Source organism: Glutamicibacter halophytocola (assembly GCF_001302565.1).
Taxonomy (GTDB): Bacteria; Actinomycetota; Actinomycetes; order Actinomycetales; family Micrococcaceae; genus Glutamicibacter; species Glutamicibacter halophytocola.
In genome coordinates this window covers 1,739,442-1,762,248 of the sequence record NZ_CP012750.1, presented here as the reverse complement: position 1 = coordinate 1,762,248, position 22,807 = coordinate 1,739,442, and the positions used below count along the sequence as shown (strand labels likewise).

The window sequence follows — 22,807 nt, the reverse complement described above, 5'->3', positions numbered from 1 at the left end:
GGTACCGCCTATTTTCGAAGATTCGCCACAAGATCTATGCAATTCATTCGCAATGTTCGAACTTCTTCGTCATTGCGTGTGCGCCGCAGAACAAATGAAGCAAAGGATCCACCCGGTTGCCGGTACAGAATTAAGGAAAAATCCAAAATCTGCGCAAGGCTTCGATCCTCGCACCCTGACGGCGAGCGCAAACACCGGGAGTCCAAGTAGCTTCCCGAGCGGCAGCGGCCATCAGGGCTCCGGTGAAGCCGGGTATCCGCCGGGCTTGCCAGTTAGTAAAGTTGGCGTTATGAACCTGCATCCTGCCGACGCCCATGACATGATCCGAGTCCGTCAAGCGAGGGAAAATAACCTCAAAGGCATCGACGTTGATATTCCCAAGCGCCGGATTACCGCATTTACCGGTGTTTCGGGATCCGGAAAGTCTTCGCTGGTCTTCGGGACGATTGCCGCCGAGTCGCAGCGGCTGATCAACGAAACGTACACTTCCTTCATCCAGAACTTCATGCCGTCGATGCCGCGCCCCGATGTCGAGGTCCTGGAAAACTTGTCGGCGGCCATTGTGGTGGACCAGGAGCGAATGGGTTCTAATTCTCGCTCCACGGTAGGTACCGCGACCGATGCCTATTCGCTCTTGCGCGTGTTGTTCTCGCGCTACTCGTCACCGAGCGCCGGCGGAGCGGGAGCCTATTCGTTCAACCTTGGCCAAGGCGCCTGCCCGGTGTGCGAGGGGTTCGGCACGGAAGCCAGCATTGATCTGGATGAGCTCCTTGATTGGGATAAGACCCTGAATGAAGGGGCTATCAAGGCTCCGAACTTCACCCCGGGCGCTTGGCTGTGGCAAACCCTGACCGCGGGCACGCAAGTCGATCTTGATGTGAAGCTCAAGGACCTGTCCAAGCAGATGCTCGATCGGTTGCTCTATGCCGAGGACGGCAAGGTCAAGCTAAACGGGGCGAACATGAGCTATTCCGGGCTGATCACGCGCATCAAGTCCAACTACATTCTTTCCGGCCGTGAAATCAAGCAGGCTCATATCCGAGAGTGGATCGATCGCATTTCCACAACCGCACCGTGCGCTGCCTGCAATGGCTCCCGGCTGGGCGAAAAGGCCCGTGCTTCAAAAATCAACGGCTTGGGCATTGCCGACATGGCGGCCATGCAGGTTTCGGAGTTAGCCGGTGAACTGGCGAGGATCCAGATTGCCGATGCTGCTCCGCTCCTCACGAATCTGGGCGCGGTCCTGAGCTCGATGGTCGATCTTGGGCTGGGCTATCTTTCACTGGATCGGCCTGCAGGCACGTTATCCGGCGGCGAAGCCCAACGCGTCAAGATGATCCGGCACCTTGGCAGTGCGCTGTCGGATGTGACCTATGTCTTTGACGAACCTACCGTGGGATTGCACCCCCATGACATCCAGCGAATGAACGTCCTCTTGGCCAACTTGCGGAACAAGGGAAATACGGTCCTCGTCGTTGAACACAAGCCTGAGGTCATCAGGATTGCCGACCATGTCGTGGACTTGGGTCCAGGTGCGGGTACGCATGGTGGCACCTTGTGCTATAGCGGTGACGTGCCCGGCCTACTGGCCAGTGAATCACTGACCGGCCAGCACTTCTCCACGCGGGTTCCGCTCAACTCCCTACCCCGTACCTCGACTGGCGCCATGGAAATCCGGGGCGCTTCGACACATAACCTCAAGAATGTGGATGTTGACGTCCCCACCGGTGTGCTGTGCGCCGTGACCGGAGTCGCCGGCTCAGGCAAGTCCACGTTGATCCACTCCACAATTTCCAAGCGTGAAGACGTAGCGGTCGTGGATCAGAGCGCCATTCGTGGTTCGCGGCGTTCGAACCCGGCAACCTATACCGGGATCATGGATCCTATTCGCGCGGCTTTTGCCAAAGCCAACTCGGTCAAGCCGGCATTATTCAGCGCAAATTCCGAAGGGGCCTGCCCGGGTTGCAAGGGTGTCGGCTTCACCTATACCGACCTGGTGTCCATGGCTGGAGTGGCCCTGCCCTGCGAGGTGTGCGAAGGCACCCGTTTTACCGCTGAGGTCTTGAACTACACTCTGGATGGCCTCAACATCAGCGAGGTTCTGGATCTGAGCATGGAGCAGGCGCTGGAACAGCTGAAGATCCCCAAGGCCAAGCCGATGCTGACCAGGCTGAACCAAGTTGGACTTGGCTATCTCAAGCTTGGACAGCGGTTGAATACGCTCTCTGGTGGAGAGCGCCAACGGATCAAGCTGGCAATCAACCTGGGCAAGGGATCTGGCACCTATGTGCTCGATGAACCAACCACCGGTCTTCATATGGCCGATGTCCAGAATTTGCTGGGCTTGCTCGATGAAATGGTCGACGAAGGCAACACAGTCATCGTCATCGAGCATCACCTCGCCGTTGTTGCCCATGCCGACTGGGTCATCGACCTGGGCCCTGGCGCGGGCCACGAAGGCGGGCAGATCGTTTTTGAAGGCACCGCCGAAGCACTGGCCGCATCCGGCACGCTCACCGGAATCCACTTGAAGCAGTATGCGGATGGCTCCAAATGAGCTACACGCTGAGGAAACCGGCGCTCGAGGATGCCATGGAGCTTGCTGCCCTGCATGTTGCGTGCTGGAAACAGGCCTATAGCGGATTGTTGCCGGAAGGCTTTTTCGATGCCGCCCATCTTCAACAACGAATCGGCATGTGGCGAAGGATTCTCGGCGATCCGAATCCCGGCTTCCATCTTGCCCTGGCCTGCAACGAGGACGGTGAGCTGATTGGCTTTTCCTTTGCTGCAGCGTGCTCGCAAGACGCTGTCGCCGTTCCCGAAGGTATCGAGCGTCAACTCTACAATCTGTATCTGCTCAATGATCATCACGGGTCCGGCGCGGGCCAACAATTGATCGATGCCGCACTCGGCGATCAGCCCGCCATGCTGTGGGTGGCGGAGCAAAACCCCAGGGCCATCGCTTTCTACAAGCGCAATGGTTTCGAGTTTGATGGCCAGGCGGTTCAGGATCCGACGGCCCCGCTGATCACCGACGTGCGCATGGTGCGCCTTCCCGAACTGGCCTGAACCAGAAGCCACGGCTGCCAGGACATGGGTTAACGAGGCGCGGGGCCAACCAGATGCTTCTGGCTGGCCCCGCGTTTCGCTGATATTTGGCGCTCGATCTGCTAGATGCGTACCAGCATCTTGCCGGTGTTGGCGCCGCCCATCATGTCCAGGAAAGCCTGAACGGTGTTTTCAATGCCGTCGACAATGGTTTCGTCGTATGCGATCTTGCCTTCAGCGAACCACTGACCCATCAGCGCGGAGAATTCTTCGCCGTAGTTCAAGTAGCTCGACAAGGTGAAGCCCTGCAGCTTCAGGCCGCGAGTGATCAGGTTGGCCATGTTCTCTGGGCCTGGGGTTGGTTCGGTGGTGTTGTAGCTGGCGATGGCACCGCACAGGGCCGCGCGGCCGCCATCGTTGAAGGCTGCCAGTGCTGCTTCGAGGTGGTCGCCGCCCACGTTGTCGAAGAAAACGTCAATTCCTTCAGGAGCGGCTGCCGCCAGCTGCCCACGAACGTCGCCGTCCTTGTAGTTGAAGGCCGCGTCGTAGCCGTACTTGCTGGTCAGCAGCTCGACCTTTTCAGCGCTGCCCGCGGAACCGATGACGCGCTTGGCTCCCATGAGCTTTGCGATCTGGCCGGCTGCGGTGCCCACAGCACCGGCTGCACCGGAGATGAATACGGTTTCGCCTTCAACAAGTCCTGCGATGGCTTTCAGGCCAACGTAGGCGGTCAAACCGGTCATGCCCAGAATATGCAGGCGCAGCGAGCTGGGCACGCCTGGCAGGTCTGGGATTTCCTTGAAGCTGGCTGCTGGAGCTTGGACCAGATCCGACCAGCCGAGCTGGTGGAGAACCAGGGTGCCCACTGGAAGGGAGCTGTCTTCCGAAGCGATGACCCGTCCTACCGCGCCGCCGGAGATCTGTTCGCCGATCTGGAATGGCTTCACGTAGGAGCGGGTGTCGTTCATGCGTCCACGCATGTATGGATCAACGGAAATGAATTCATTGCGCACCCGGACTTCTCCGGCATTCAGCACTGCGAGTTCGACATGCTCGACGGTGAAGTTTTCATTGGTTGGCCATCCGGTAGGGCGGCTTGCGAGATGGATCTGGGTGCTGGTGGTTTCGCTCATGGTGATGAGTACCTTTCCGTAATCGAATTTTTTCGGGTTTGAAAACTTAGAGTGCCAGGCCGGCGACTAGTGCGATGACAGCGAGCAGCGGGAATACGCCTTGCTTGATTGCTGCCGAAGCCTTTGACGGGCTGGAGATGATCAAAACCAAGGCTGCAAGCAGCATTGAGCCGGTTCCCGTGAAGACCAGAGTGGAGCCGATAGCCGGCTGCCCTGCGATGTGGAAGATGATGCCGGCGAATGTGGCGATCGCGAGGAACAGGTTGTAGAAGCCCTGGTTGAACGCCATCTCCTTGGTCGCCTCGGCCTCGGCCTCGGTGGAACCAAATGTGGCGCGAACCTTGGCGGTGGTCCACCACAAGGATTCCATGAAGAAAATGTACACATGGATCAATGCGGCCACGGCGGCCAACACGAGTGCGGTGATAATCATGAGGCGGAGCTCCTGGAAGTCTGAGAGGAACAAGCATTCTGTAACGTCCATTTCAATATATACTGTAATGGTCGTTTCCGAAAGTAGAGAGGTGTGTGATGGCAAGAACACTAGCGTTCGACAGTTCCGCCGTCGTCAAGAATGCGCGATCGGTGTTTTGGGCCAAGGGATTCGAAGCAGCTTCCATCCCGGAACTCGAAGCAGCCACAGGCCTGAGCCGCTCGAGCATCTACAACACCTTTGGCTCAAAACGAGGCCTCTTTGACGCTGCGGTCCAAAGCTATCTGGACGAAATCGTCCGTCCGCGCCTGCAGCCGCTGACCGCCGACCATGTCGAGTCCAATGCACTCATCGAATACCTGGACGGGCTCAGTTCCATTTTCAGCCAACCAGATGCGCTGCCAACAAGCAATGGATGCTTGCTGATTAATACGGCCAATTCCCCGCTGTCAACCGACTCGCACGTATCCAAGGTCATCCAGGCTTATCGCGAGGAATTGGAAGCCGCATTTAACCGTGGCATTCATGCGAGCCGGAGCGGTCTCGATCCAATCGTCCAACAGCGCCTCGCCTCAACGGTCACAGGCCTCGTCATTGCAGCCTTTGCGCTTGTTCGCATTGCCCCGGCACAGGCCCGCACATTGCTGCAAGACGCCAAGACCCTCGTCGTCTGCGAACGATAGACCCGGCGCTTTGCCATTAACGGCACTGAACCCCGCTGCCCCAGCTCATGATTGGGGCAACGGGGTTCAGTTTCCATGCCAACCCTGCAAGTTATGGTTTTTACTGGCCGCCAGGACCGCCACCCTGGCCGCCCATGCCGCCGCCCATTCCGGACTCGAATTCTCCAGCGGTCGCAGTTGCCACCTTCGTCGCATCCGTGATGCTACCGGCCCCCAGACCCGCATCGACATCGGCCGTTCCTCCGGAGTAGATGCTGTAGGTGTCCCCGTCTACGATCTCAGAGCTGGAATACACCACGTTGGCTGTTGCCTTTGAAGTCACAAAACTGGCAACCACGCTGCCACTGGAATCAACAATGTGAATGGCGACGCCTGCATCGACGGTCGTTCCCAAGGAAGCCTGGACACCGGACTGCTTTGAGGTCTCGCCTAGGCCTTCTGCCATGCCATCGCTACCCGCGGCAAACAGCACACCGCCGTCGACCGAGATATCGCCATTCGAGTCCAGTGCCCCGTTGCCGCCATTGGTTGGGCCGTTGACAACAGTAGTGCCGCCGGTGATTGAGATGTCCCCATTGGAATCCAACCCGTCGCCTTCGGCAGAGATGGTGACCTTGCCGCCAGAAATATTCAGGTGGGCATCCTGTGAGGCATCCATTGCCCCGCCACCACCCTGAGCAGCATTCTCGGAGCTGCCGGCAGTTGCGTTGACGCCGTCGTCACTGGCAGTCACGTTCACCGTTGCGCCGCTCAGGTTGATAGTTGGCGCTTCCAGCCCCTCATTTGAATTGGCGACCGTGGCAGCTCCCCCGCTGAGCGTCAAAAGCTGCTCGGCCTTGATGCCGTCGTCACCGGCCGAAACGTTCAGCTGGCCGCCATACTGATGGAGCCAGCCCCGGTCAGCATCTGTGTCATTTGTTGATTTGATGCCATCCCCAGTGGCGGTAATCTCGACGTGTCCGCCAAGCAGCGCAACGTAGTCCTTGCCCTTGATTCCATCATCTGCCGATGTAACCGTCAGTTGGCCCGAAGCGATTACCAGCCCGTCTTTGCTCACAATGCCATCTTGGTAATTTCCCTTGACATCCAAGGAGCCCTCACCGGCAATGGTCAGGTCCGCCATCGAGTAGATCGCTGCGTTCGCAGCATCCTCGGCGGTATCTGCATAGGTACTGGCATCCGATACGGAGTTGCTCGTGCCATCTTCAAGGTAGAGGAGGGTCTCATTGGACTCATCAACCTGGATTGCCGAACCGGTCGAGCTGCTGATCGAGGCATTGTCCAGAATAATTCGGACCACGTCTTCCTTGCCTGCCGCAACCACCACCTTGCCGTCGCTGAGCGAACCAGATAGCCGGTAGGTGCCCGCAGCGCTAATGGTGACGGTATCCCCGTCCACGGAGACACCGTCTGAGCCGGTCCCCGAGGCCTTCGTGCTTCCATCGGCGAGGTCTACTGTTGTTTCCGTATCGGCATCCCACTGCAGATCGTCCTCGTCAAAGTGGGTGTCTTCCGAAACGTCCGTTGCCGAAACCGAAGAATCACCACTCGCCGAGCTAGTGCTTTCGGCGACTGTGGCTGCGCTACTGGCACTGCTGGTTGCATTGATGACATCTGAGACCGTGGTTCCACTGCCGCTACTCGCACAGCCGGTCATTGCCAGTGCAAGCGATAAAGCGGCTACTGAACTTAGCGCCTTGGCTTTAAATAAGCGTTTCATGAGCATTCTTTCTTAATTCAAAAAAGGATTGGCAGTAATTTATTACTGTTCGATGGAGGGTATATGACTATCTTTCAATACCTGTCTGTGGCGATTCTGTATTCACCAAATGCCCCGCTTGTGAATTTTGAATTGGCACCTCCCGCTGACGTCGCTGTCGAAACAAAAACCGCTTTTGGATTGAGAAGCTCGCCAGGAACAAGACAATCTCCGTGACAATCTTTGCGAACAGCAGAGGGATTCCAGCAGTTGAGAGCAGTGTCAGCAACTCATAATTCAATGCCAGCAGCACCAGTGCCAGCAGCGCGTACCGAGCCACAGTTGACCGCATCGGCAACGAACGGCCTTCGGCGAACACCAATTGTCGATTGATCCAATAGTTCACCGCTGCGCTTCCGAGTCGCGCCAGGACCACTGCCGGCAACAAGTTATTGAATATCGCCGTGAACACCATAAGCAGAAGAGTGTCCACCACGAACCCTGCCAGCGAAGATGCAGAGAACTTCAGCAGTGGCGCATAAATCCGTATCGAATCCCTGATGGGCCTGAAGTGTGAACTCTCATTGTCGTTGAGGTAGATGGTCTGTATCTTGACCGATTCAAGAGCGATATTCTTCCTGCGCGCTTCAAGGAGCATGTTCAATTCGTATTCATAGCGCTCGCCGTCCACGCTTCCCAGCCATTCAAGTACTTCTGCTGGGAATCCACGCAGTCCAGTTTGGGTGTCGTTGAGCCACGTACCGGTGGATAGCGCGAAGAACAATGTGGTGACCTTGTTCCCCAATCGGCTGCGCAGGGGTATTTTCCCGGAGAATTCACGTTCGCCAAGAACGATGCCCTTTTTGCTGCCCACCTGCCTTGCCACAGCGTAAATATCCTCGGCAGCATGCTGGCCGTCGCAGTCAGCCGTCACAACATCATGCCCAGGGAAGTTTTCGGCGATGAAGCTGAAACCGGTCTTTAGCGCGGCCCCTTTTCCCATGTTGACCGGATGCTGGATGAGGACCGCTCCTTGGCGCTGGGCGTAGGTGAAAATTTCCACCGATTCTGCTCCGCTGCCATCGTCAACAAGGACCAGGATCGTTTCGTTGCTCTGCAGTTCTAGCGACTCAATGAGCTGGTTGAGCTTTTCGTCGGGTTCATATGCTGGGATCAGGAGAATCATTGCATCTCCCCCTGCCCCGCGATAAAGAGAATGTCAGAGGTGCCTCGCTCTTGATTACGGCCCAGAGGATTGTTAACCAGCTGCCCGTTGAAGAACATGGTCGAAGATCCGCCGCCGTCAATGTTGTAAGCAGTTTCGCACCCCAGATCCAGCATGATTTGGGCCAGTTCCGGCATCGTCACCCCGAGGCTATAGCCTTCCGAGCGACCATCGACAACGACGAAAACGAAATGCTTCTCATCAATGATGCCAACGGCGGTTCGTGGTTGTTGACCTTGGATCGAGTGGTTGCCGAAGTTGGTATCAACCTCAACCTGGTCAATGCCGTCAACTTGTTTCGAGTTCTTGACGACGGCAGGGCCGAAAGACAGAGTTTGCCAGACGCCCTCGGAGACCAGCGTGTCTGCGTTAGTAGTGGTTTCGTCGTAAACCTTGGCGCTGCCATCCTTGTAGAATGCCAGTCCTTCACGGGCGCCTTTATCCCTGTAGGCTACGCCGTTGCGAATGACAATGCCCGTGTCCCGGAATCCGTAGTAGTCGCCGTTGATGGCAAATACTGCTGAGTTGTTCTCTGCGATGGCACTGGTGGTCTCAGTGATGTTCTCGCCAAAGCTGTCCTTGGCAAAGGCAGAAGCCAGCACGGTTCCTTGTTGAAGCTTGAGGTCGGCTGCAAAGTAGGTCACTTGATTACTGCCACTGCCCGTGACGGTTTTGGTGATATTGATCTTGGCAAGATTCGAGGTGTAGCTGGTATCAGTGACACTTGCCGCAGTCTCGGAAGCGGTCGTCGCAGATGTTGCGGCGGCACTGGTGACACCGGTTTGCTCAACATGCTCGATAACAAATCGATCCAGCGCCCATCCTGCACCGCCACCTGCTGAGGCGAGTACCGCCAGCGACCCGATGAGTACCGTTCGGCGTGATGGCTTTTTACTCTTGGCCGCTTTTTCGTGGGCTAATTGCTCAGTTCGCGTATTTTGTGATTGAGGAGAATTCGTCATGGAAAAATTTATATAGACGCTACCTGTCAGCAGTTATCGATATACATAGGTGTTTTCCATGAACGGGAATTCAAGCAAGATTTTGTTGGATGTTTCCGGGGGAAATTTTGCCTTTGTGACGCTGATCCTATTAAGAAAAACCGGCCCCCTTTCTAAGTAATTCCTTAGAAAGAAGGCCGGTTTAGGCTGTGAAAACTCTAGTGAGTATCCTCTGCAGCAATCTCGGAACGGTCACCGCTCCACAGAGTGTGGAAGGTGCCTTCCTTGTCAGTGCGGCGGTAGGTGTGCGCACCGAAGAAGTCACGCAGACCCTGGGTCAATGCTGCTGGCAGGCGGTCGCGACGCAGGCCATCGTAGTAAGCCAGCGACGAGGAGAAGACTGGTGCCGGAATGCCGAGCTGAACTGCCACGGAGACAACACGGCGCCATGCAGGAACTGCCTTGGCGATTGCCTCGGCAAAGGCTGGAGCGAACAGCAGGTTGACTGGCTTTTCGTCCGCCGAGTAAGCAGCAGTGATGTCCTTGAGCAGGGCCGCGCGGATGATGCAGCCTTCACGCCACAAGCCAGCGATCTCGTCCAGCTTCAGCTCCCAGTTGTATTCACCGGCAGCCGAGGTGAGCATGTCGAGGCCCTGTGCGTAGGAAACCAGCTTCGATGCGAACAGTGCCTGGCGCACGTCTTCGACGAAGTTCTCTGGCAGGGTGACCTCGGTGGTGTCCGCGGCGAGCACCTTCTGGCCCACAGCGCGGATGTCACGCTGGGAGGACAGCGAGCGAGCGAATACCGATTCGGCGATGGCCGAAACCGGCGAGCCCATGTCCAGGCCGGACTGCACGGTCCAGCGTCCGGTGCCCTTCTGGCCCGCGGAGTCCTGGATTACGTCGATCAGCGGCTTGCCGGTGGCAGCGTCGGTGTGGCCCAGAACCTCAGCGGTGATTTCAATCAGGAAGCTGGAAAGCTCCCCCTTGTTCCACTCGCTGAAGATTTCGGCCTGTGCGGCTGGCTCGATGCCTGCAGCGCTGCGCAGCAGGTCGTAGGCCTCGCCGATAACCTGCATGTCGGCGTATTCAATGCCGTTGTGGACCATCTTCACGAAGTGGCCCGCACCATCGGTGGAAATCCATGCGCAGCAAGGAGCACCGTCGTCGGCCTTGGCGGAAATCTTTTCCAGCATCGGGCCCAGCGCCTTGTAGGACTCGGCCGAGCCGCCTGGCATGATCGATGGGCCCAGCAGTGCGCCCTCTTCGCCACCGGAAACGCCAACGCCAACGAAGTGGAGGCCCTTTTCGTTCAGGGCTGCTTCGCGGCGACGGGTGTCGGTGTAGTGCGAGTTGCCTGCGTCAATGACGATGTCACCTTCATCAAGCAGCGGAACCAGCTGGTCGATGACGGAATCCACCGGACCGCCAGCCTTGACCATAATCAGGACGCGGCGCGGGGTTTCAAGATTCGCGACCAGCTCTTCGAGGCTTTCGGTGCGGATGAAGTCGCCTTCATCGCCATGCGCCTCAAGCAGTGCGTCGGTCTTTCCGACCGAGCGGTTGTGCAGGGCGACAGTGTATCCGTTGCGGGCGAAGTTGCGGGCGAGGTTTGCGCCCATCACGGCCAGACCTGTGACACCAATCTGTGCAGGCATAAAAATAAGTCTCCATCAATTACGGGGAGGTGTGCCGTTAACAGAGACCATAAACCATGGCCCCTGAATCACGACCACGTGACCTTCCCATCCTACTAGGCACAGCACCCTGTTTCCCAGAGGACTACCAAAGTTAAAACATATTTATTCTGGGTATTCGGTCGGCGCAACCCTATTTGTCCCTAGCCGTTAGCTAAACTATCCCTATGGCAACTAGTCTGCACGCTCATGTGGTTGAGCATCTCGGCTCCCGCATCGTCAGCGGACAAATCCCCCGCGGCTCGATTATTCTTGCTGCGGATCTTGAGCAGAAGCTCCAGGTCTCCCGTTCGGTGATTCGCGAAGCGGTTCGCGTGCTCGCGCAGTGCGGCCTGGTGACCAGCACCAAGCGCGTGGGCATTCGAGTTCTGGGGGCGGAAAGCTGGAACCCCTACGACGATCACGTCATTCGCTGGCGCCTGGCCGGCGATCAAAAAGGGACGCAGCTGCGCTCCCTGACCGAGCTTCGCATTTCCGTCGAGCCCATGGCCGCTGAACTGGCCGCCGAGGTCGCACCGGAAGCCATGCGCAAGGAGCTGATGATGATCTCCGCTCAAATGAATCACTATGGACGCCAAGGCGACCTTCGCCGATTCCTGGAACTGGACATTCGCTTCCATGCCCTGGTGCTTGCCGCTTCAGGCAACGAGATGTTCGCGAATCTCTCCACGCCCATTGGCGCGATCCTGCGCGGTCGAACCGAACTTGGCCTGATGCCGGAGCGCCCGCACGAAGAGGCGCTGCTCTGGCACCAATCGGTAGCCGATGCCATCTCCAACTCCGATTCGGCCGGTGCCCGCAAGAACATGGAAAGCATCATGCGCCGCACCCACAACGAGATTTGCAGCCTCTGGGAAGGCCAGCCGCGCCTGTTTGTCGACCCAGCCAAGGATGCACGCTAGATCAGCGCACTGATTCACGCTTTCAGGACAACGGAAAAATCCGCCGGACCAACGAATATTCGTTGGTCCGGCGGATTTTTTCGCTACAGAGGCAGCTTGCTAGGCAAGCGCAGTCGCAATGCCGTAGAGCACCATCACGAAGGCGAAGCCGACAACCGAAACCAAAGCCTGCCCTACGGTCCACACCCGCAAAGTCGTCGATACGTCCATCTGCAGGAAGCGGGACACCAGCCAGAAGCCGGAGTCGTTCACATGGCCAGCGAACACCGAACCGGCGGCCAACGCCAGAACCATGGTGGCCACCTGGAAAGCAGTCAAGGAGCTATCAGCCAAAATTGCCGGCTGAACGATGGCAGCCGCGGTGGTCAATGCCACGGTGGCCGAGCCCTGTGCCAAACGCACGATGGCTGCGATCAGGAAGCCCGCGATGATCAGTGGCATGCCCACCGACTGCAGCGAATCCGCGATAGCATTGCCGATGCCGCTGGCACGAAGCACTCCACCGAACATGCCGCCGGCTCCGGTGATCAAGATGATCGAGCATACCGGGCCGAGAGCCGAGTCAACGACGGTCTCAACCAAGGTCTTGTCCTTGCCCTTGCGGAAGCCGAGCAGGAACATTCCGAGCAACACAGTAATCAGCAGCGCCACCGGGGTCTCGCCAAACAGGCGAAGCCAGGTAACCCATGATGCTTCTGCATCAACGATGCCGGCGCTGCCGAGCATGTTCAGCCCGGTGTTCATGAAGATCAAGATCAGGGGCAGAAGCAGCAGGCTGAAGACAGTTCCTACCGATGGAGAGGACTTGAAGTCATCCTTGCCAGTGCCGTTGCCCAGTGCTGCATCCAGGATGTTTGGTACCGGGATGTCGAACTTCTTGCCAACGAACTTGCCGAACAGGTGGCCGGAGAAGAACCACGTCGGGATGGCGACAATCAGGCCAAGAACGAGGACCAGGCCAACATTCGCTTCAAGCAGCCCCGAAGCCGCCACTGGGCCTGGATGTGGTGGAACGAAGATGTGCATCACCGAGAAGGCAGTTGCCGCTGGAATTGCGTAGTACAGCACAGATCCACCCAGGCGGCGCGCCACGGTGAAGATGATTGGAAGCATGACCACGAGGCCAGCGTCGAAGAAGATGGGGAAACCGAAGAGCAGCGATGCCACGGACAGCGCCAGTGGAGCTCGCTTTTCGCCGAACTTGGAGATCAGCCAGTTGGTCATTACCTCGGCGCCACCGCTGGTTTCCAGCATTCGGCCGAGCATCGCACCAAGACCCACAAGCAAGGCGACGCTCGCAAGCGTTGAGCCGAAACCGCTGGTCAAAGTGGTGATCACCGATGCCGCAGGAATGCCTGCGGCAATTGCTGTCAGCAAGCTGGTGAGAACCAGAGCCACAAAAGCGTGGATCCGGAAGCGGATAATTAGGACCAGCAGCACGGCGACCGCCGCTACCGCGAGTCCGAGGAGACCGGGCGTACCCAGCGTCCAGTTCATTTCGAGCTCAGTTGTCATTGTCGTCCTTGATCAATGGTTATTCATGCCAGTTGCTGGCAGGTGGCTTATGCGAGGTGCGCTACTCCGAGGTCAATTACAAGTTGACGCACGATGTCCTCAGGGGAATTGGAAATGTCAGCGGTGAGAACCGCTTCATCGGCGGTGGGCAGCTCCAGGGTTGCCAATTGGCTATCCAGCAGCGAGGAAGGCATGTACTCGTGGGAGCGTGCGTTCATTCGATCGCGAATAACAGTGGGCACACCTGCCAAGTGCACAAAAATGGTTGTCGGTTCCAAGGAGCGAATCAGATCGCGGTAGCTGCGCTTCAGGGCGGAGCACGCAATAACCAACGGTTCTCCCTGGTTGGTTCCTTCAGCAAGCTTCTGGCCAATGACACGCAACCATGGTTCGCGATCCTGATCGTCCAATGCTTCGCCTGCGGCCATTTTCTGCTTATTGGATTCGGGGTGCAGGCTATCGCCGTCGACGAATTGACGATTCAGCTCATCTGCCAGCATCTGGCCGATAGTCGTCTTGCCGCTGCCCGAAACACCCATAACGATGATGGCTGGGACCAGTTCACTCATGTATTCACTCCGTCGTGCGCAAACCTAATATCAGACTTAAGGATTGTTTGATTGGATAAAATCTGATTTAACAAGCGTATGAGCGACAGTGATCCGTGTCAACCATTTCGCAAGACCCGAACCTTGACTTCTTGAAAACCACAGATCAAGCATCAGTTACAAGCGGAAACATCGCGAACCTTCAAGTTAACCTTGAATCTATGTTGAGAAAAGCCCGAGAATCAACAGCCCCTCTATAGAACCCCAGCTCAAAGCAATGTAATGTCTGGATTAAGTGGTCAAACCCGATCACTAGAGATTCTGACCATTGGAGCGAATCATGGGATTCATTGGATGGATAGTTTTGGGCCTGATTGCTGGCGCTATCGCAAAAGCAATCCTGCCAGGCAAGCAAGGTGGCGGATGGATCGCAACCTTGTTGCTAGGGGTCGTCGGCGCATTGCTCGGCGGCTGGATTGGCAGCCTCATCTTTGACAAGGGAATGAGCGGGTTCTTCTCACTTTGGAGCTGGATCCTAGCCATCGGCGGCGCATTGATTGTCTTGGTCGTTTGGGGATTCATCACCAAGAAGCGCGCCTAGTCGGCCATTTTTATACTTGTCCCTTTCGCCATTGAAGAAACCCGCCCAGTGAACTGGGCGGGTTTCTTCTTGTTTGGCATCCTGCGTCAGGCACAGTGGGAACCTAGCATTCTGCCGTAGACTTCGAAGACTGGGGATCACTCCCCGAGCACTACGTTAAGGACTCCCGTGGCCATTGATCCCATGATCCCCACCGCAGAAATTCGAGCTCCGAAAAAATTCTTGTCCGTCGGCACCGAACGAACGCGCTGGCGCGGATTGATTCATGCATGGTCGACTCCGGGAATCATCATCATGAATCTGGTGCTCATCGTCCTGGCCGATGGGCGCCTTGCCGAATGGACCAGCACAATCTTCGCGATATGCTCCATCCTGCTCTTTGGCACCTCCGCGCTCTACCACCGCGGAAATTGGACCGACAAGGTCATGGGTCTTTTCCGCCGAGCGGATCACGCCAACATTTTCCTGCTCATCGCCGGCACCTACACACCGGTTGCTGCGCTGACACTCCCGGGCAAACAGGCAATAATCGTCCTATCCATCATCTGGGCTGGAGCAATAGCCGGGATTGCCATCAAAACTATCTGGCCCACGGCACCGCGCTGGGTCGGCGTGGGTCTCTACATTCTGCTCGGGTGGGGCGCGCTCATGCAGCTGCCAGCATTTTGGGCGGCAAATCCGGCAACCATGATCCTGATCCTTGCCGGCGGGCTCGCATATACGGTTGGAGCTGTTTTTTATGCAACCAAACGCCCCAACCCCTTGCCGACAGTCTTCGGATTCCACGAACTATTCCATGCCTGCACAATCATCGCGTTCCTCTGCCATTGGACTGCCGTACTGCTCGTCGCGCTTTAGACCAGCACATTGCATAGACACGTGGCCGCCATCTCACAAGAGCTGGCGGCCAGGTGCGCGTTCAGGGGACGCTAGGGCTGAGCGTAGCGCCGACGGACGAAGAACAAGCCGACCAGCGAAATCACGGTGATGGCCATGTAGTAGATACTTGGCGCATCCAGCGAACCTGTCACGTCGAGCAACCAGGTCAGCACCAGCGGAGCAATGCCCCCGAGCAAGGTCACGCCCACGTTGTAGGCAACTGACAATCCGGAACCACGGATAGCCGCTGGGAACAGTCCCGAGAGCAGCGCAGGAAGCGGTCCGAAGTAGAAGGACATGATGACGCCAAGCAGCGCAATCACCACCACCATGACCCCGACTGTGGGCGTGGAGGTCATCAGCTTGAACAAAGGATAGGCAAGCACAAAAGCGGCTGCTGCCGCATAGGTCATCACCTTTGCAGGCCCAACGCGGTCTGCCAGATGCCCGACAAGCGGCACCCCGCACAGCGTGATGACGCCAGCTGCGATGCCACCCAAGAAAGCCGCGTCGCCCGGAATGCCCAGGTTATTCACGGCGAAAGTTGGCATGAACAGGATCAAATAGACCGAGATCGTGGCGACACCAATGACCGCAGATCCGGCCAGCAGCCGCCCGTAGTGCACTTTGAAGAGGGTACCCAGCGGGAACTTTTCTTTCACCACGGACGTGAACTCCTCGGTCTCCTCCAGCCGGGCTCTGATGTACAGCCCCACCGGACCAATCAGCAGGCCCACGAAAAATGGCACACGCCAGCCCCACGCTTCCAGTTCCTGTGGACTCAGGCCAGTAGTGAGGAAGTATCCGAACCCGGAGGCGAGCATCATCGAAGCGCCTTGGCTGGCCACCTGCCACGAAGAGTAGTAGGCCTTTTTATGCGGAGCCGTTTCGATCAGGAATGCGGTCGAGGTTCCGAATTCGCCACCGGCAGAGAATCCCTGAATCAGGCGGGAAAGCAGGATGATCAACGCTCCTGCTACGCCGACCGACGCGTAGGGAGGAGCCACGGCCATGATCAAGGTACCCACCATCATTAGCCCGAGTGTGAGGGTAAGCGCCTTCTTCCGTCCCTTGCGATCAGCATAGTTTCCCAGCACCATCCCGCCCAGCGGACGGATTACGTAGGAAATCGCAAAGGTTGCGAAGGTGAGGATCAGTGCGAAGGTCGGATCCGACTCGGGATAGAAAACCTTGGCAATGGTGGTGGCAAAGGTGGCATAAACAATGATGTCGAACCATTCCAGGGCCGCGCCAATGGAGCTGGAAATGACCGCCTTGCGGGCCATCGCGATCTGTCGCGCGGTGGCCTGACTTGCCGCGCTCATCGGCTCAGCTGTGCAATCAGCGAGTCAATGAAGTTCTCGCACTCGGCGATCTGGTCGAGCAAGATGTATTCATCCGGTGCGTGTGCCTGGGCGATGTCTCCAGGGCCGCACACGACGGTCGGAATGCCCGCGGCAGAGAACAAGCCCGCTTCGGTACCATAGGTTACCTTCTCATCAGTGGCGATCGCCCCGCAGGCTGCCGCTAGCGCGACAATTTCCTCGCCCGGCTCGGTATCCAGGCCGGGAGCACCAGCCTGCTGCTCGAAGCTGACCGAGCACGACGGATTCTTGACGCGCATCTGGGCTTCGAGCTTGGCTGCCTCATCGCGGAAGCGGGCCGTGAGCTGCTCGCGATCCACCACAGCCAATGAACGGTACTCGAAGAACACCACCGCTTGCGAAGGAATGGTGTTCACTGCGATGCCGGCATCAAACTTATTTACGTTCATGGTGGTGGACGGCTCGATGAACGCTGCATCCTGCGGCCCGCTGGTACGCAGCTCCTGGGACACTTCCTCGACAAAGCCGGCAAAGCGCAGCGCATAGGAAATCGCGTTCACGCCCTCGGAGGGCAGCGACGAGTGCGCGGCGACTCCGTTGAACTGCACGCGGAACACATTCATCGACTTGTGTCCGCGAATCGCCCGCATGCTCGACGGCTCCCCGACAAAGCATCCGCGGGGCGCCAATCCATCGTCCACGATCTTGTCCACCAAACTCACCGCACCGACACAACCGACCTCCTCGTCGTAGGACAGCGCCAGGTGGATTGGCTCGGAAAGCTGGGCGCTGGTCAGCTGATCGAGCTTGGCCAGGATCACGCCCAGATAGCCCTTCATATCGCAGGTTCCACGGCCGTACAGCTTGTCGCCTCGTACCTGGGCATCAAATGGCTCGCTGCTCCAGTCCTGCCCGTCGACCGGGACCACGTCGGTGTGCCCCGAGAGCACAATGCCGCCAGTGCGGCCGCCATCGCTCGCAGGAATGGTCGCCAGCAGGTTGGCTTTGGTGCGCTCTTCATTGTGAATCAGCGTGGACTCCACACCGTGCGCTCGAAGTTTTCCGGCGACACTTTCGATCAGCGGCAAATTGGTGTCGCGGCTCGTGGTGTCCACCGCGATCAGCTCGCGGATTTCTTTCATGCTTGCTTCGGTGGGTGCAGCCATTACAACTCCTGGGTACTCGGCTTCGTTACACAGTTTTCATGCTGTCACACCTAGTCACTGGCGCATAGTAGATGTCCAACAAAGGCTTCGGGCTCCTTGCCGCCCACCCGTGCGGCTCGCGGATCGCCGCCGAAGACGCCAATGGCACCCGCTCTCGCGGGTGCCATCAGTTCACTGCTTCTACCTGCCCAGGTTATCGCGGGCATCCTTGGCGGCGTCCTTGACGGCTTCACCAGCCTGCTTGGCCTCCGCTGCCGCTTGGTCCGTAATACCCTCGGCTTGCAGCTCCTCGTTGCCGGCGGCATCGCCCGCGGCTTCCTTGGCCTTGCCCGCAGCTTCCTGGGACTTGTTCTTGAACTTGTCTAGCAAACCCATCAGATGTACTCCTCACGCGGTTGGTCCAACGTCGTACAATCTCGACACTACCGGTTGAGTACTCGAGCCAGCTGGCCAGCGCCTGCGCATTGGCTGGAACTTATTCGCCGAACCGGCGCCGGCCTCGGCCGGCGGATAGGCCATGCGCTCGCCGATCCGTTGGGTCCCGCGCCCCTAGGCCCGGCCCAGGACTGCCACCAGGAAGTCCTCGCCTGGTTCGCGCAGTGTCCAGGTCGAGTAGCGCTGCTGAACCGCCAGCCCTGCGCGTACCGCATCGGCGGTGAAATCCTCGAATGTGTAGCCGCGCCCGGCACCGAATCCGATGACCAGGCGGCCATCGGCAGCCAGATGCTCCCGCATTTTCTGCAGGGCCGGCAGGCGTTCAGCCTCGGACAAGAACGTCACGACATTGCCGGCCGAGACGATCAGGTCGAATTCACGAAGATGCCCCGCACCATCGTCCACGGTGAATGAGGCGAGATTCCCGACCTGCCACTGCGCCAGCGGATAGTCTTCGCGGGCGACGTCGATCAAGTGCGCGTCGAGGTCGATCCCGACCACCTGGTGCCCCTGCTCGCAGAGCCATCCGCCGATGCGTCCGGTGCCGCAGCCGGCATCCAGGATCCTGCTGCCGCGTTCGGCCATCGCATCGATGGTGCGCGCTTCACCGAAGATGTCCTTGCCTTCGGCGGCCAGATTCCGCCAGCGCTGCGCGAAGTTCTGGGAATGGTCGGGGTTGGCCCGCAGATTGGCGAGCCAGAGGTTTTCGTCAGGTGCACTCATGCTTCCATTTTCCCACGGCACACCCGTAAACCTGCCGTTGGCTGGCGCCTCGCTTCGGCCTTCTTCCAGGATTTCGCCCTGTTGCGGATGGTCCGCCGCAGATGTTGAGCCAGGGCTCTGCCCAAACACGCCGCCTTCCACTTATTGGTCTGCACCGGTGGCCTTGCGGTTGTATTCCATGGCGGCACGAACCCAAATAGCGAGCTGGTCATCAGTGACGATGGCTTCAGCGGCAACCTGGATCCAGCCCTGGCCCATGCTGCGGCCGCGCCCCATTTCTGCTTGGGCGGCCCCTGGCCAGCCCAGCACCTCCTCATGCTGCCCGCCGTCGACTCGCACGAGCAGTCCCCCGTCTTTGTGGACGCTGACGAGCATTTTCTCGTTGACCATCAGGGACCTGCCGCCGAACATCGAAACCTCCCGCACCGCGGGCTCGGCTGCAAGCATCGACCTCAGGCGCGCAACGACCTGGGATTGCTGGGGAGTCATGGCATTCACTTGTTCAAGCCTGCCCGGTCGGCCGGTAGGACATACGGTCAAAAATCAGCACGCTGTGCACGATCAAGCCGTCTTCGACGGTGAAATACTCCGCGGCCGGGGTCGTGGCAGTGACGGCGGTCTGCGGGTAGTAGAACAGCGCCAGCCGATCGCCCTCGGACAATTCCGCGATCTCACCGATGCCGGTCAGCATTGGCGCGAAGCCGCCGATGAAGTCCCGGTAGGCGTTGATGCCTTTCAGATCAATTCCGGGGGCACGGCAGAAGATGTCCTTGGAAACGCAGCTCATGGCCGTATCGATGTCTCCGGTGGTCCATGCTTGGTGATATTTCTTCACGATCCCGTGCGCGGTGCCCCGATTCATCGGATTCTCCCGTTCTTCCTGCTGCGCAAGCTGCTTGTGTGGTTTCTATTTTGGCAAGGGGTGTCAAGGACTGCACCTAATTCGCCGCCTGTCCCTGCCATGGCTTTCCACTTTCCGGATTCGGTCAACGGCTTGAGGTCAGCGAACTGCTCCGGCCAAACACCGTCCAAATACGAACGAAGCACCGCAAACCCCTCGGTGTTCACTGCAAAAACCTGCTGAGGGCCTTCTGGGGTATTGATGAAGAGTCCTGTTTTACGTAGCGCCCCTAACTGACGAGAAGTCGTTTGCTGTGAAAGTTCTACGGGCTCGGCAGTGGAGAGCATGGGTTGCTCGGCTAGATAGATGATCTTCGGGGACTCCCTGCGATTCGCATCGGTTAGCGTGCGCAACGACAGTCCAAGGTCGATGGCTGATGCTGAACCTTCCATGGCGCCTCCTGCAGCAAGTGGGCCCAGCGTAACAAAAATGCGGGCATCTGCTCGTGAAAGTCAGCGTATTTGGAGAAGGGGAAAACGATCACTCGCCGAAAGGAGAGCCGAGATCTGCCGTTGCAAAGAAATTCCGCGTTTGTCGGGCCATTGTGCAATCATCGCCAGCTGCAACCCTGACGCGCTTGAAGTTGCGTTCTCTCTGGCGGTTCGGAAGACGTGGAAACGCAAACAGCAGGTGTCGCATGTTTAGATGATGTCTGGCCCGAGCCGCTTGCCAAGTACAGGCAACACTTTTGCCCGTTAGCTGGCACTCGCCGATGCCGATTCTGCGAACCTTGGGTACAGAAAAACCGCTTCAAGCACTCCGATCAGGAGTTTTGAAGCGGTTATCTTTTTGGTGGGCCCTACCGGGATCGAACCGATGACATTCACGGTGTAAACGTGACGCTCTACCAGCTGAGCTAAAGGCCCTCCTGCAGTTTCAAACGAGGAATTTTCGTTCCTTTGTCCGTCCTCTGCAACAAGTAATAATTTAGTACACCCGGGACTGACTTGGCAAATTGAACAAGGTGATTCCACAAAAGAGTGCCGAGCGTCACTATCGCAGCATGTGAATATTCGCCGTGCTGCGATCAAGGCTGGAGATGAAGGACGCAACGCTTCAGCGATCGCTAAACGGTCCGCCCCATGAGCCAAACTGGGCCCATGAAGAAATCACTCGCATTTATATCACTGGCGCTATGCATTGCGCTATCCGCTTGCGGTGCGCAGACACGCCCCCAGACTCCCCCGGAATCAGTAGCATCACCCACTGCCGCACAGAGCCACGCTACCGAAGCTGCAGATTTGACTGGAAATTGGAAGCAGACGAATTCGCTGGATCCCGACGCGTACCAGGCCGCGACGATCGACGAGGATTCCATCACCATTAATTGGGTGACGAATAGTGGGGACACCACGTCACTCTATTGGGTCGGAACTTTTAAAGCATCGGGGACATCAACAGATTCCCACTCATGGACCTCGAAACGCGATCGCAAAGCCACGGATAGCGCAATCTTGGCCTCGGGTGACGACACCAAGAAATTCACATTCAAGGATGGCGAGATTTCCTACGAAGCGGGAATCATGGGCACGACAACAACAGTACGGCTGCACAAACAGTCGAATTGAGCGCTGGGCGTTCGCTATCGAGCTTGCACCAAGTCAGATAAACCGGGCATGCACGAAAAAATCCTCGATCCGGATGGATCGAGGACTTTTTGCTTGGTGGGCCCTACCGGGATCGAACCGATGACATTCACGGTGTAAACGTGACGCTCTACCAGCTGAGCTAAAGGCCCTAACCATGTTCGCTTTGGAAGCCAACGAGGAATAACTTTACCGAGATATTTCCCAACGCGCAAATCGAGGCGGAGGCTTTCCGCGTGAACTGGAGCACAGTGCCTGCTCCCCGGTACTACAAGCCTTCGATAGCATCCATATAGTCTTGAATCGCTCGAGCTTCTGCCATCGCGCTGCGGAAAATCTTCTGCACCCGGCCGTCAACGACGAGCAGGGAAACGCGCGTAGCGACACCTTGAAGCTCATCAAACGCACCGGCTTGCCGTGCAACCTCCCCATGGGGCCAGAAGTCGGCAAGAAGCTCGAATTCAAGATCTAGCGATTCCGCATAGCTGCGCAGGGCGAATTTATGGTCGACCGATACGCCCACGATGCGCACCCCGCGTTCGGCAAAGTACTCATGCTCTTTATTAAGCGCCGCCAACTCCGAACCGCAAACCCTGGAAAACGCCCAGGGGAAAAAGACAACCAGCACCCGGCCTTGGGAAAGCCCGGTGCTGGTTATCGACTCACCGTATTGATTTTGCAGCGAGAAATCGAACAGGCGCGAACCTGCTTGAATCATTAGTTCTTCTTACGTGGGGCCAGGCGGACTGCAGACCAGTCCTCCGAAACACCTTCACTTGTAGTCACGTGCAGGCCGGCACTCGGTGCCTCCTGCTGGATTAGTGCTGGGGATACGTGACCTTCGCGGCCCTGCTTCGGGGTCAGCAGCCAAACAATGCCGCTTTCCTCCAGGCAGTTCAACGCGTCCATCAACGAATCAACAAGGTCTCCATCGCCATCGCGCCACCAGAAGATAACTGCGTCGACAACGTCATGATCCTCTTCGGTGAGCAGCTCTGAACCAATCAGATCCTCGATCGAGTCACGCAGATCGTAATCCACGTCATCGTCGTAACCCAGTTCCTGAATAAGGTCTTCATTTTGGAACCCCATTTTTTTGGCGGGCTCCAGATTTGCCGATACGGCGTCGCTCACTTCATTCCTCCTGCTGGTGCAAAGCGTTACTACCAACGAAACACGGTTTTCCTGTTCCATTCAAGCGCTGCAGCAATAACACGCCGAACAAATATAACCCACGATACAGTGGTCCACATCATATCGACATGAGCGTTAGCCTAATAGCTCCTATACCGTGTTGCCCAAGTCACTTGAAAAGTCTTATTTAAGCACTATTTGGCTCAGAATTGTGCTCCCAAGCCCGCAAAAAG

24 protein-coding genes and 2 tRNA genes are annotated in these 22,807 nt (G+C 57.7%); 7 read left to right on the top strand and 19 right to left on the bottom strand.

Features of this window, described 5'->3' with window-relative positions; genetic code table 11:
- Nucleotides 1–289: 289 nt before the first annotated feature.
- Nucleotides 290–2,557 carry an ATP-binding cassette domain-containing protein gene (locus AOZ07_RS08080; RefSeq protein ID WP_060701532.1) on the top strand — a complete coding sequence of 756 codons (2,268 nt, stop codon included), beginning with the start codon at nucleotides 290–292 and terminating at the stop codon, nucleotides 2,555–2,557.
- Nucleotides 2,554–3,069, top strand: coding sequence for a GNAT family N-acetyltransferase (locus tag AOZ07_RS08075; RefSeq protein ID WP_060701531.1), 516 nt, complete (start codon nucleotides 2,554–2,556; stop codon nucleotides 3,067–3,069). Before AOZ07_RS08080 ends, AOZ07_RS08075 begins: the two co-directional genes overlap by 4 nt.
- Before the next feature lie 101 nt (nucleotides 3,070–3,170).
- Here AOZ07_RS08075 and AOZ07_RS08070 read toward each other — a convergent pair whose 3' ends face one another.
- Together AOZ07_RS08070 and AOZ07_RS08065 are read right to left on the bottom strand one after the other, a co-directional pair.
- Nucleotides 3,171–4,181 (bottom strand): NADP-dependent oxidoreductase, encoded by a 1,011-nt coding sequence (locus AOZ07_RS08070; protein ID WP_060701530.1) that lies wholly within the window; start codon nucleotides 4,179–4,181, stop codon nucleotides 3,171–3,173.
- A gap of 46 nt (nucleotides 4,182–4,227) precedes the next feature.
- Nucleotides 4,228–4,614 (bottom strand): DUF1304 domain-containing protein, encoded by a 387-nt coding sequence (locus AOZ07_RS08065; RefSeq protein ID WP_060703376.1) that lies wholly within the window; start codon nucleotides 4,612–4,614, stop codon nucleotides 4,228–4,230.
- A gap of 98 nt (nucleotides 4,615–4,712) precedes the next feature.
- Here AOZ07_RS08065 and AOZ07_RS08060 point away from each other — a divergent pair, with 98 nt between their 5' ends.
- Nucleotides 4,713–5,297 (top strand): TetR/AcrR family transcriptional regulator, encoded by a 585-nt coding sequence (locus tag AOZ07_RS08060; protein ID WP_060701529.1) that lies wholly within the window; start codon nucleotides 4,713–4,715, stop codon nucleotides 5,295–5,297.
- 100 nt (nucleotides 5,298–5,397) lie between these two features.
- Here the strand turns inward: AOZ07_RS08060 and AOZ07_RS08055 are convergent, their stop codons facing one another.
- From AOZ07_RS08055 to gndA, 4 genes are all read right to left on the bottom strand, one after another.
- The gene (locus AOZ07_RS08055) at nucleotides 5,398–7,017 is read right to left on the bottom strand and encodes a carbohydrate-binding domain-containing protein (RefSeq protein WP_060703375.1); all 1,620 of its coding nucleotides are present in this window, start codon (nucleotides 7,015–7,017) and stop codon (nucleotides 5,398–5,400) included.
- Nucleotides 7,018–7,084: 67 nt separating this feature from the next.
- Complete coding sequence (locus AOZ07_RS08050) at nucleotides 7,085–8,182, bottom strand: bifunctional glycosyltransferase family 2/GtrA family protein (RefSeq protein WP_060701528.1); 1,098 nt, start codon at nucleotides 8,180–8,182, stop codon at nucleotides 7,085–7,087.
- On the bottom strand, nucleotides 8,179–9,183 hold the full coding sequence (locus AOZ07_RS08045; protein ID WP_084793179.1) for a phosphodiester glycosidase family protein: 1,005 nt from the start codon (nucleotides 9,181–9,183) through the stop codon (nucleotides 8,179–8,181). Before AOZ07_RS08045 ends, AOZ07_RS08050 begins: the two co-directional genes overlap by 4 nt.
- Nucleotides 9,184–9,380: 197 nt before the next feature.
- Nucleotides 9,381–10,820 carry an NADP-dependent phosphogluconate dehydrogenase gene (gene gndA, locus AOZ07_RS08040; RefSeq protein ID WP_060701527.1) on the bottom strand — a complete coding sequence of 480 codons (1,440 nt, stop codon included), beginning with the start codon at nucleotides 10,818–10,820 and terminating at the stop codon, nucleotides 9,381–9,383.
- A gap of 206 nt (nucleotides 10,821–11,026) precedes the next feature.
- Between gndA and AOZ07_RS08035 the strand changes: the two genes are divergently transcribed.
- A complete protein-coding gene (locus AOZ07_RS08035) occupies nucleotides 11,027–11,761 on the top strand; it encodes a FadR/GntR family transcriptional regulator (protein ID WP_060701526.1) in 735 nt (244 codons plus the stop codon).
- Between the two features lie 99 nt (nucleotides 11,762–11,860).
- Here AOZ07_RS08035 and AOZ07_RS08030 read toward each other — a convergent pair whose 3' ends face one another.
- Entirely contained in the window at nucleotides 11,861–13,276 is a 1,416-nt protein-coding gene (locus AOZ07_RS08030; RefSeq protein WP_060701525.1) for a GntP family permease, read from the bottom strand.
- 47 nt (nucleotides 13,277–13,323) lie between these two features.
- On the bottom strand, nucleotides 13,324–13,845 hold the full coding sequence (locus AOZ07_RS08025; RefSeq protein ID WP_060701524.1) for a gluconokinase: 522 nt from the start codon (nucleotides 13,843–13,845) through the stop codon (nucleotides 13,324–13,326).
- Between the two features lie 319 nt (nucleotides 13,846–14,164).
- Here AOZ07_RS08025 and AOZ07_RS08020 point away from each other — a divergent pair, with 319 nt between their 5' ends.
- Nucleotides 14,165–14,425, top strand: coding sequence for a GlsB/YeaQ/YmgE family stress response membrane protein (locus AOZ07_RS08020; protein WP_060701523.1), 261 nt, complete (start codon nucleotides 14,165–14,167; stop codon nucleotides 14,423–14,425).
- A 168-nt stretch (nucleotides 14,426–14,593) separates the two neighbouring features.
- Entirely contained in the window at nucleotides 14,594–15,283 is a 690-nt protein-coding gene (gene trhA, locus AOZ07_RS08015) for a PAQR family membrane homeostasis protein TrhA (RefSeq protein WP_194943840.1), read from the top strand.
- A gap of 71 nt (nucleotides 15,284–15,354) precedes the next feature.
- On the opposite strand, the gene AOZ07_RS08010 is transcribed toward trhA, so the two are convergent.
- The 8 genes from AOZ07_RS08010 to AOZ07_RS07975 all read right to left on the bottom strand — a co-directional run bounded on the left by AOZ07_RS08010 (nucleotide 15,355) and on the right by AOZ07_RS07975 (nucleotide 20,720).
- On the bottom strand, nucleotides 15,355–16,629 hold the full coding sequence (locus AOZ07_RS08010; protein ID WP_060701522.1) for an MFS transporter: 1,275 nt from the start codon (nucleotides 16,627–16,629) through the stop codon (nucleotides 15,355–15,357).
- Entirely contained in the window at nucleotides 16,626–17,795 is a 1,170-nt protein-coding gene (gene argE, locus AOZ07_RS08005) for an acetylornithine deacetylase (RefSeq protein WP_060701521.1), read from the bottom strand. The genes AOZ07_RS08010 and argE overlap by 4 nt, the downstream gene beginning before the upstream one ends.
- 180 nt (nucleotides 17,796–17,975) lie before the next feature.
- On the bottom strand, nucleotides 17,976–18,170 hold the full coding sequence (locus AOZ07_RS08000; RefSeq protein ID WP_060701520.1) for a CsbD family protein: 195 nt from the start codon (nucleotides 18,168–18,170) through the stop codon (nucleotides 17,976–17,978).
- 174 nt (nucleotides 18,171–18,344) lie between these two features.
- Nucleotides 18,345–18,953, bottom strand: a complete 609-nt coding sequence (locus AOZ07_RS07995) for a class I SAM-dependent methyltransferase (protein ID WP_060703372.1) — start codon at nucleotides 18,951–18,953, stop codon at nucleotides 18,345–18,347.
- A gap of 141 nt (nucleotides 18,954–19,094) precedes the next feature.
- Nucleotides 19,095–19,442, bottom strand: a complete 348-nt coding sequence (locus AOZ07_RS07990) for a TfoX/Sxy family protein (protein ID WP_084793178.1) — start codon at nucleotides 19,440–19,442, stop codon at nucleotides 19,095–19,097.
- Between the two features lie 13 nt (nucleotides 19,443–19,455).
- The gene (locus AOZ07_RS07985) at nucleotides 19,456–19,815 is read right to left on the bottom strand and encodes a nuclear transport factor 2 family protein (RefSeq protein WP_060701518.1); all 360 of its coding nucleotides are present in this window, start codon (nucleotides 19,813–19,815) and stop codon (nucleotides 19,456–19,458) included.
- Entirely contained in the window at nucleotides 19,812–20,246 is a 435-nt protein-coding gene (locus tag AOZ07_RS07980) for an ArsR/SmtB family transcription factor (RefSeq protein WP_075972449.1), read from the bottom strand. The genes AOZ07_RS07985 and AOZ07_RS07980 overlap by 4 nt, the downstream gene beginning before the upstream one ends.
- Nucleotides 20,247–20,644: 398 nt before the next feature.
- Nucleotides 20,645–20,720, bottom strand: a tRNA-Val gene (locus AOZ07_RS07975).
- Nucleotides 20,721–20,954: 234 nt separating this feature from the next.
- Between AOZ07_RS07975 and AOZ07_RS07970 the strand changes: the two genes are divergently transcribed.
- Complete coding sequence (locus AOZ07_RS07970; RefSeq protein ID WP_060701517.1) at nucleotides 20,955–21,422, top strand: hypothetical protein; 468 nt, start codon at nucleotides 20,955–20,957, stop codon at nucleotides 21,420–21,422.
- Between the two features lie 94 nt (nucleotides 21,423–21,516).
- On the opposite strand, the gene AOZ07_RS07965 is transcribed toward AOZ07_RS07970, so the two are convergent.
- From AOZ07_RS07965 to AOZ07_RS07955, 3 genes are all read right to left on the bottom strand, one after another.
- Nucleotides 21,517–21,592, bottom strand: a tRNA-Val gene (locus tag AOZ07_RS07965).
- 116 nt (nucleotides 21,593–21,708) lie between these two features.
- Nucleotides 21,709–22,158 (bottom strand): redoxin domain-containing protein, encoded by a 450-nt coding sequence (locus AOZ07_RS07960; protein ID WP_060701516.1) that lies wholly within the window; start codon nucleotides 22,156–22,158, stop codon nucleotides 21,709–21,711.
- The gene (locus AOZ07_RS07955) at nucleotides 22,158–22,532 is read right to left on the bottom strand and encodes a DUF3052 domain-containing protein (RefSeq protein WP_098945548.1); all 375 of its coding nucleotides are present in this window, start codon (nucleotides 22,530–22,532) and stop codon (nucleotides 22,158–22,160) included. Before AOZ07_RS07955 ends, AOZ07_RS07960 begins: the two co-directional genes overlap by 1 nt.
- Between the last annotated feature and the right edge of the window lie 275 nt (nucleotides 22,533–22,807).

What these genes read in the sequence shown, in the direction of transcription:
- AOZ07_RS08075 (WP_060701531.1), top strand. Translation starts at nt 2,554, where the DNA reads ATGAGCTACACGCTGAGGAAACCGGCGCTCGAGGATGCCATGGAGCTT.
- AOZ07_RS07955 (WP_098945548.1), bottom strand. Translation starts at nt 22,532, where the DNA reads ATGGGGTTCCAAAATGAAGACCTTATTCAGGAACTGGGTTACGACGAT.
- AOZ07_RS08010 (WP_060701522.1), bottom strand. Translation starts at nt 16,629, where the DNA reads ATGAGCGCGGCAAGTCAGGCCACCGCGCGACAGATCGCGATGGCCCGC.
- AOZ07_RS07970 (WP_060701517.1), top strand. Translation starts at nt 20,955, where the DNA reads ATGAAGAAATCACTCGCATTTATATCACTGGCGCTATGCATTGCGCTA.
- AOZ07_RS08025 (WP_060701524.1), bottom strand. Translation starts at nt 13,845, where the DNA reads ATGAGTGAACTGGTCCCAGCCATCATCGTTATGGGTGTTTCGGGCAGC.
- AOZ07_RS08020 (WP_060701523.1), top strand. Translation starts at nt 14,165, where the DNA reads ATGGGATTCATTGGATGGATAGTTTTGGGCCTGATTGCTGGCGCTATC.
- AOZ07_RS08045 (WP_084793179.1), bottom strand. Translation starts at nt 9,183, where the DNA reads ATGACGAATTCTCCTCAATCACAAAATACGCGAACTGAGCAATTAGCC.
- AOZ07_RS08035 (WP_060701526.1), top strand. Translation starts at nt 11,027, where the DNA reads ATGGCAACTAGTCTGCACGCTCATGTGGTTGAGCATCTCGGCTCCCGC.
- argE (WP_060701521.1), bottom strand. Translation starts at nt 17,795, where the DNA reads ATGGCTGCACCCACCGAAGCAAGCATGAAAGAAATCCGCGAGCTGATC.
- AOZ07_RS08030 (WP_060701525.1), bottom strand. Translation starts at nt 13,276, where the DNA reads ATGACAACTGAGCTCGAAATGAACTGGACGCTGGGTACGCCCGGTCTC.
- AOZ07_RS08080 (WP_060701532.1), top strand. Translation starts at nt 290, where the DNA reads ATGAACCTGCATCCTGCCGACGCCCATGACATGATCCGAGTCCGTCAA.
- gndA (WP_060701527.1), bottom strand. Translation starts at nt 10,820, where the DNA reads ATGCCTGCACAGATTGGTGTCACAGGTCTGGCCGTGATGGGCGCAAAC.
- AOZ07_RS08060 (WP_060701529.1), top strand. Translation starts at nt 4,713, where the DNA reads ATGGCAAGAACACTAGCGTTCGACAGTTCCGCCGTCGTCAAGAATGCG.
- AOZ07_RS08000 (WP_060701520.1), bottom strand. Translation starts at nt 18,170, where the DNA reads ATGGGTTTGCTAGACAAGTTCAAGAACAAGTCCCAGGAAGCTGCGGGC.
- AOZ07_RS08065 (WP_060703376.1), bottom strand. Translation starts at nt 4,614, where the DNA reads ATGATTATCACCGCACTCGTGTTGGCCGCCGTGGCCGCATTGATCCAT.
- AOZ07_RS08070 (WP_060701530.1), bottom strand. Translation starts at nt 4,181, where the DNA reads ATGAGCGAAACCACCAGCACCCAGATCCATCTCGCAAGCCGCCCTACC.
- AOZ07_RS08050 (WP_060701528.1), bottom strand. Translation starts at nt 8,182, where the DNA reads ATGATTCTCCTGATCCCAGCATATGAACCCGACGAAAAGCTCAACCAG.
- AOZ07_RS07990 (WP_084793178.1), bottom strand. Translation starts at nt 19,442, where the DNA reads ATGACTCCCCAGCAATCCCAGGTCGTTGCGCGCCTGAGGTCGATGCTT.
- AOZ07_RS07995 (WP_060703372.1), bottom strand. Translation starts at nt 18,953, where the DNA reads ATGAGTGCACCTGACGAAAACCTCTGGCTCGCCAATCTGCGGGCCAAC.
- AOZ07_RS07960 (WP_060701516.1), bottom strand. Translation starts at nt 22,158, where the DNA reads ATGATTCAAGCAGGTTCGCGCCTGTTCGATTTCTCGCTGCAAAATCAA.
- AOZ07_RS08055 (WP_060703375.1), bottom strand. Translation starts at nt 7,017, where the DNA reads ATGAAACGCTTATTTAAAGCCAAGGCGCTAAGTTCAGTAGCCGCTTTA.
- AOZ07_RS07985 (WP_060701518.1), bottom strand. Translation starts at nt 19,815, where the DNA reads ATGAATCGGGGCACCGCGCACGGGATCGTGAAGAAATATCACCAAGCA.
- AOZ07_RS07980 (WP_075972449.1), bottom strand. Translation starts at nt 20,246, where the DNA reads ATGGAAGGTTCAGCATCAGCCATCGACCTTGGACTGTCGTTGCGCACG.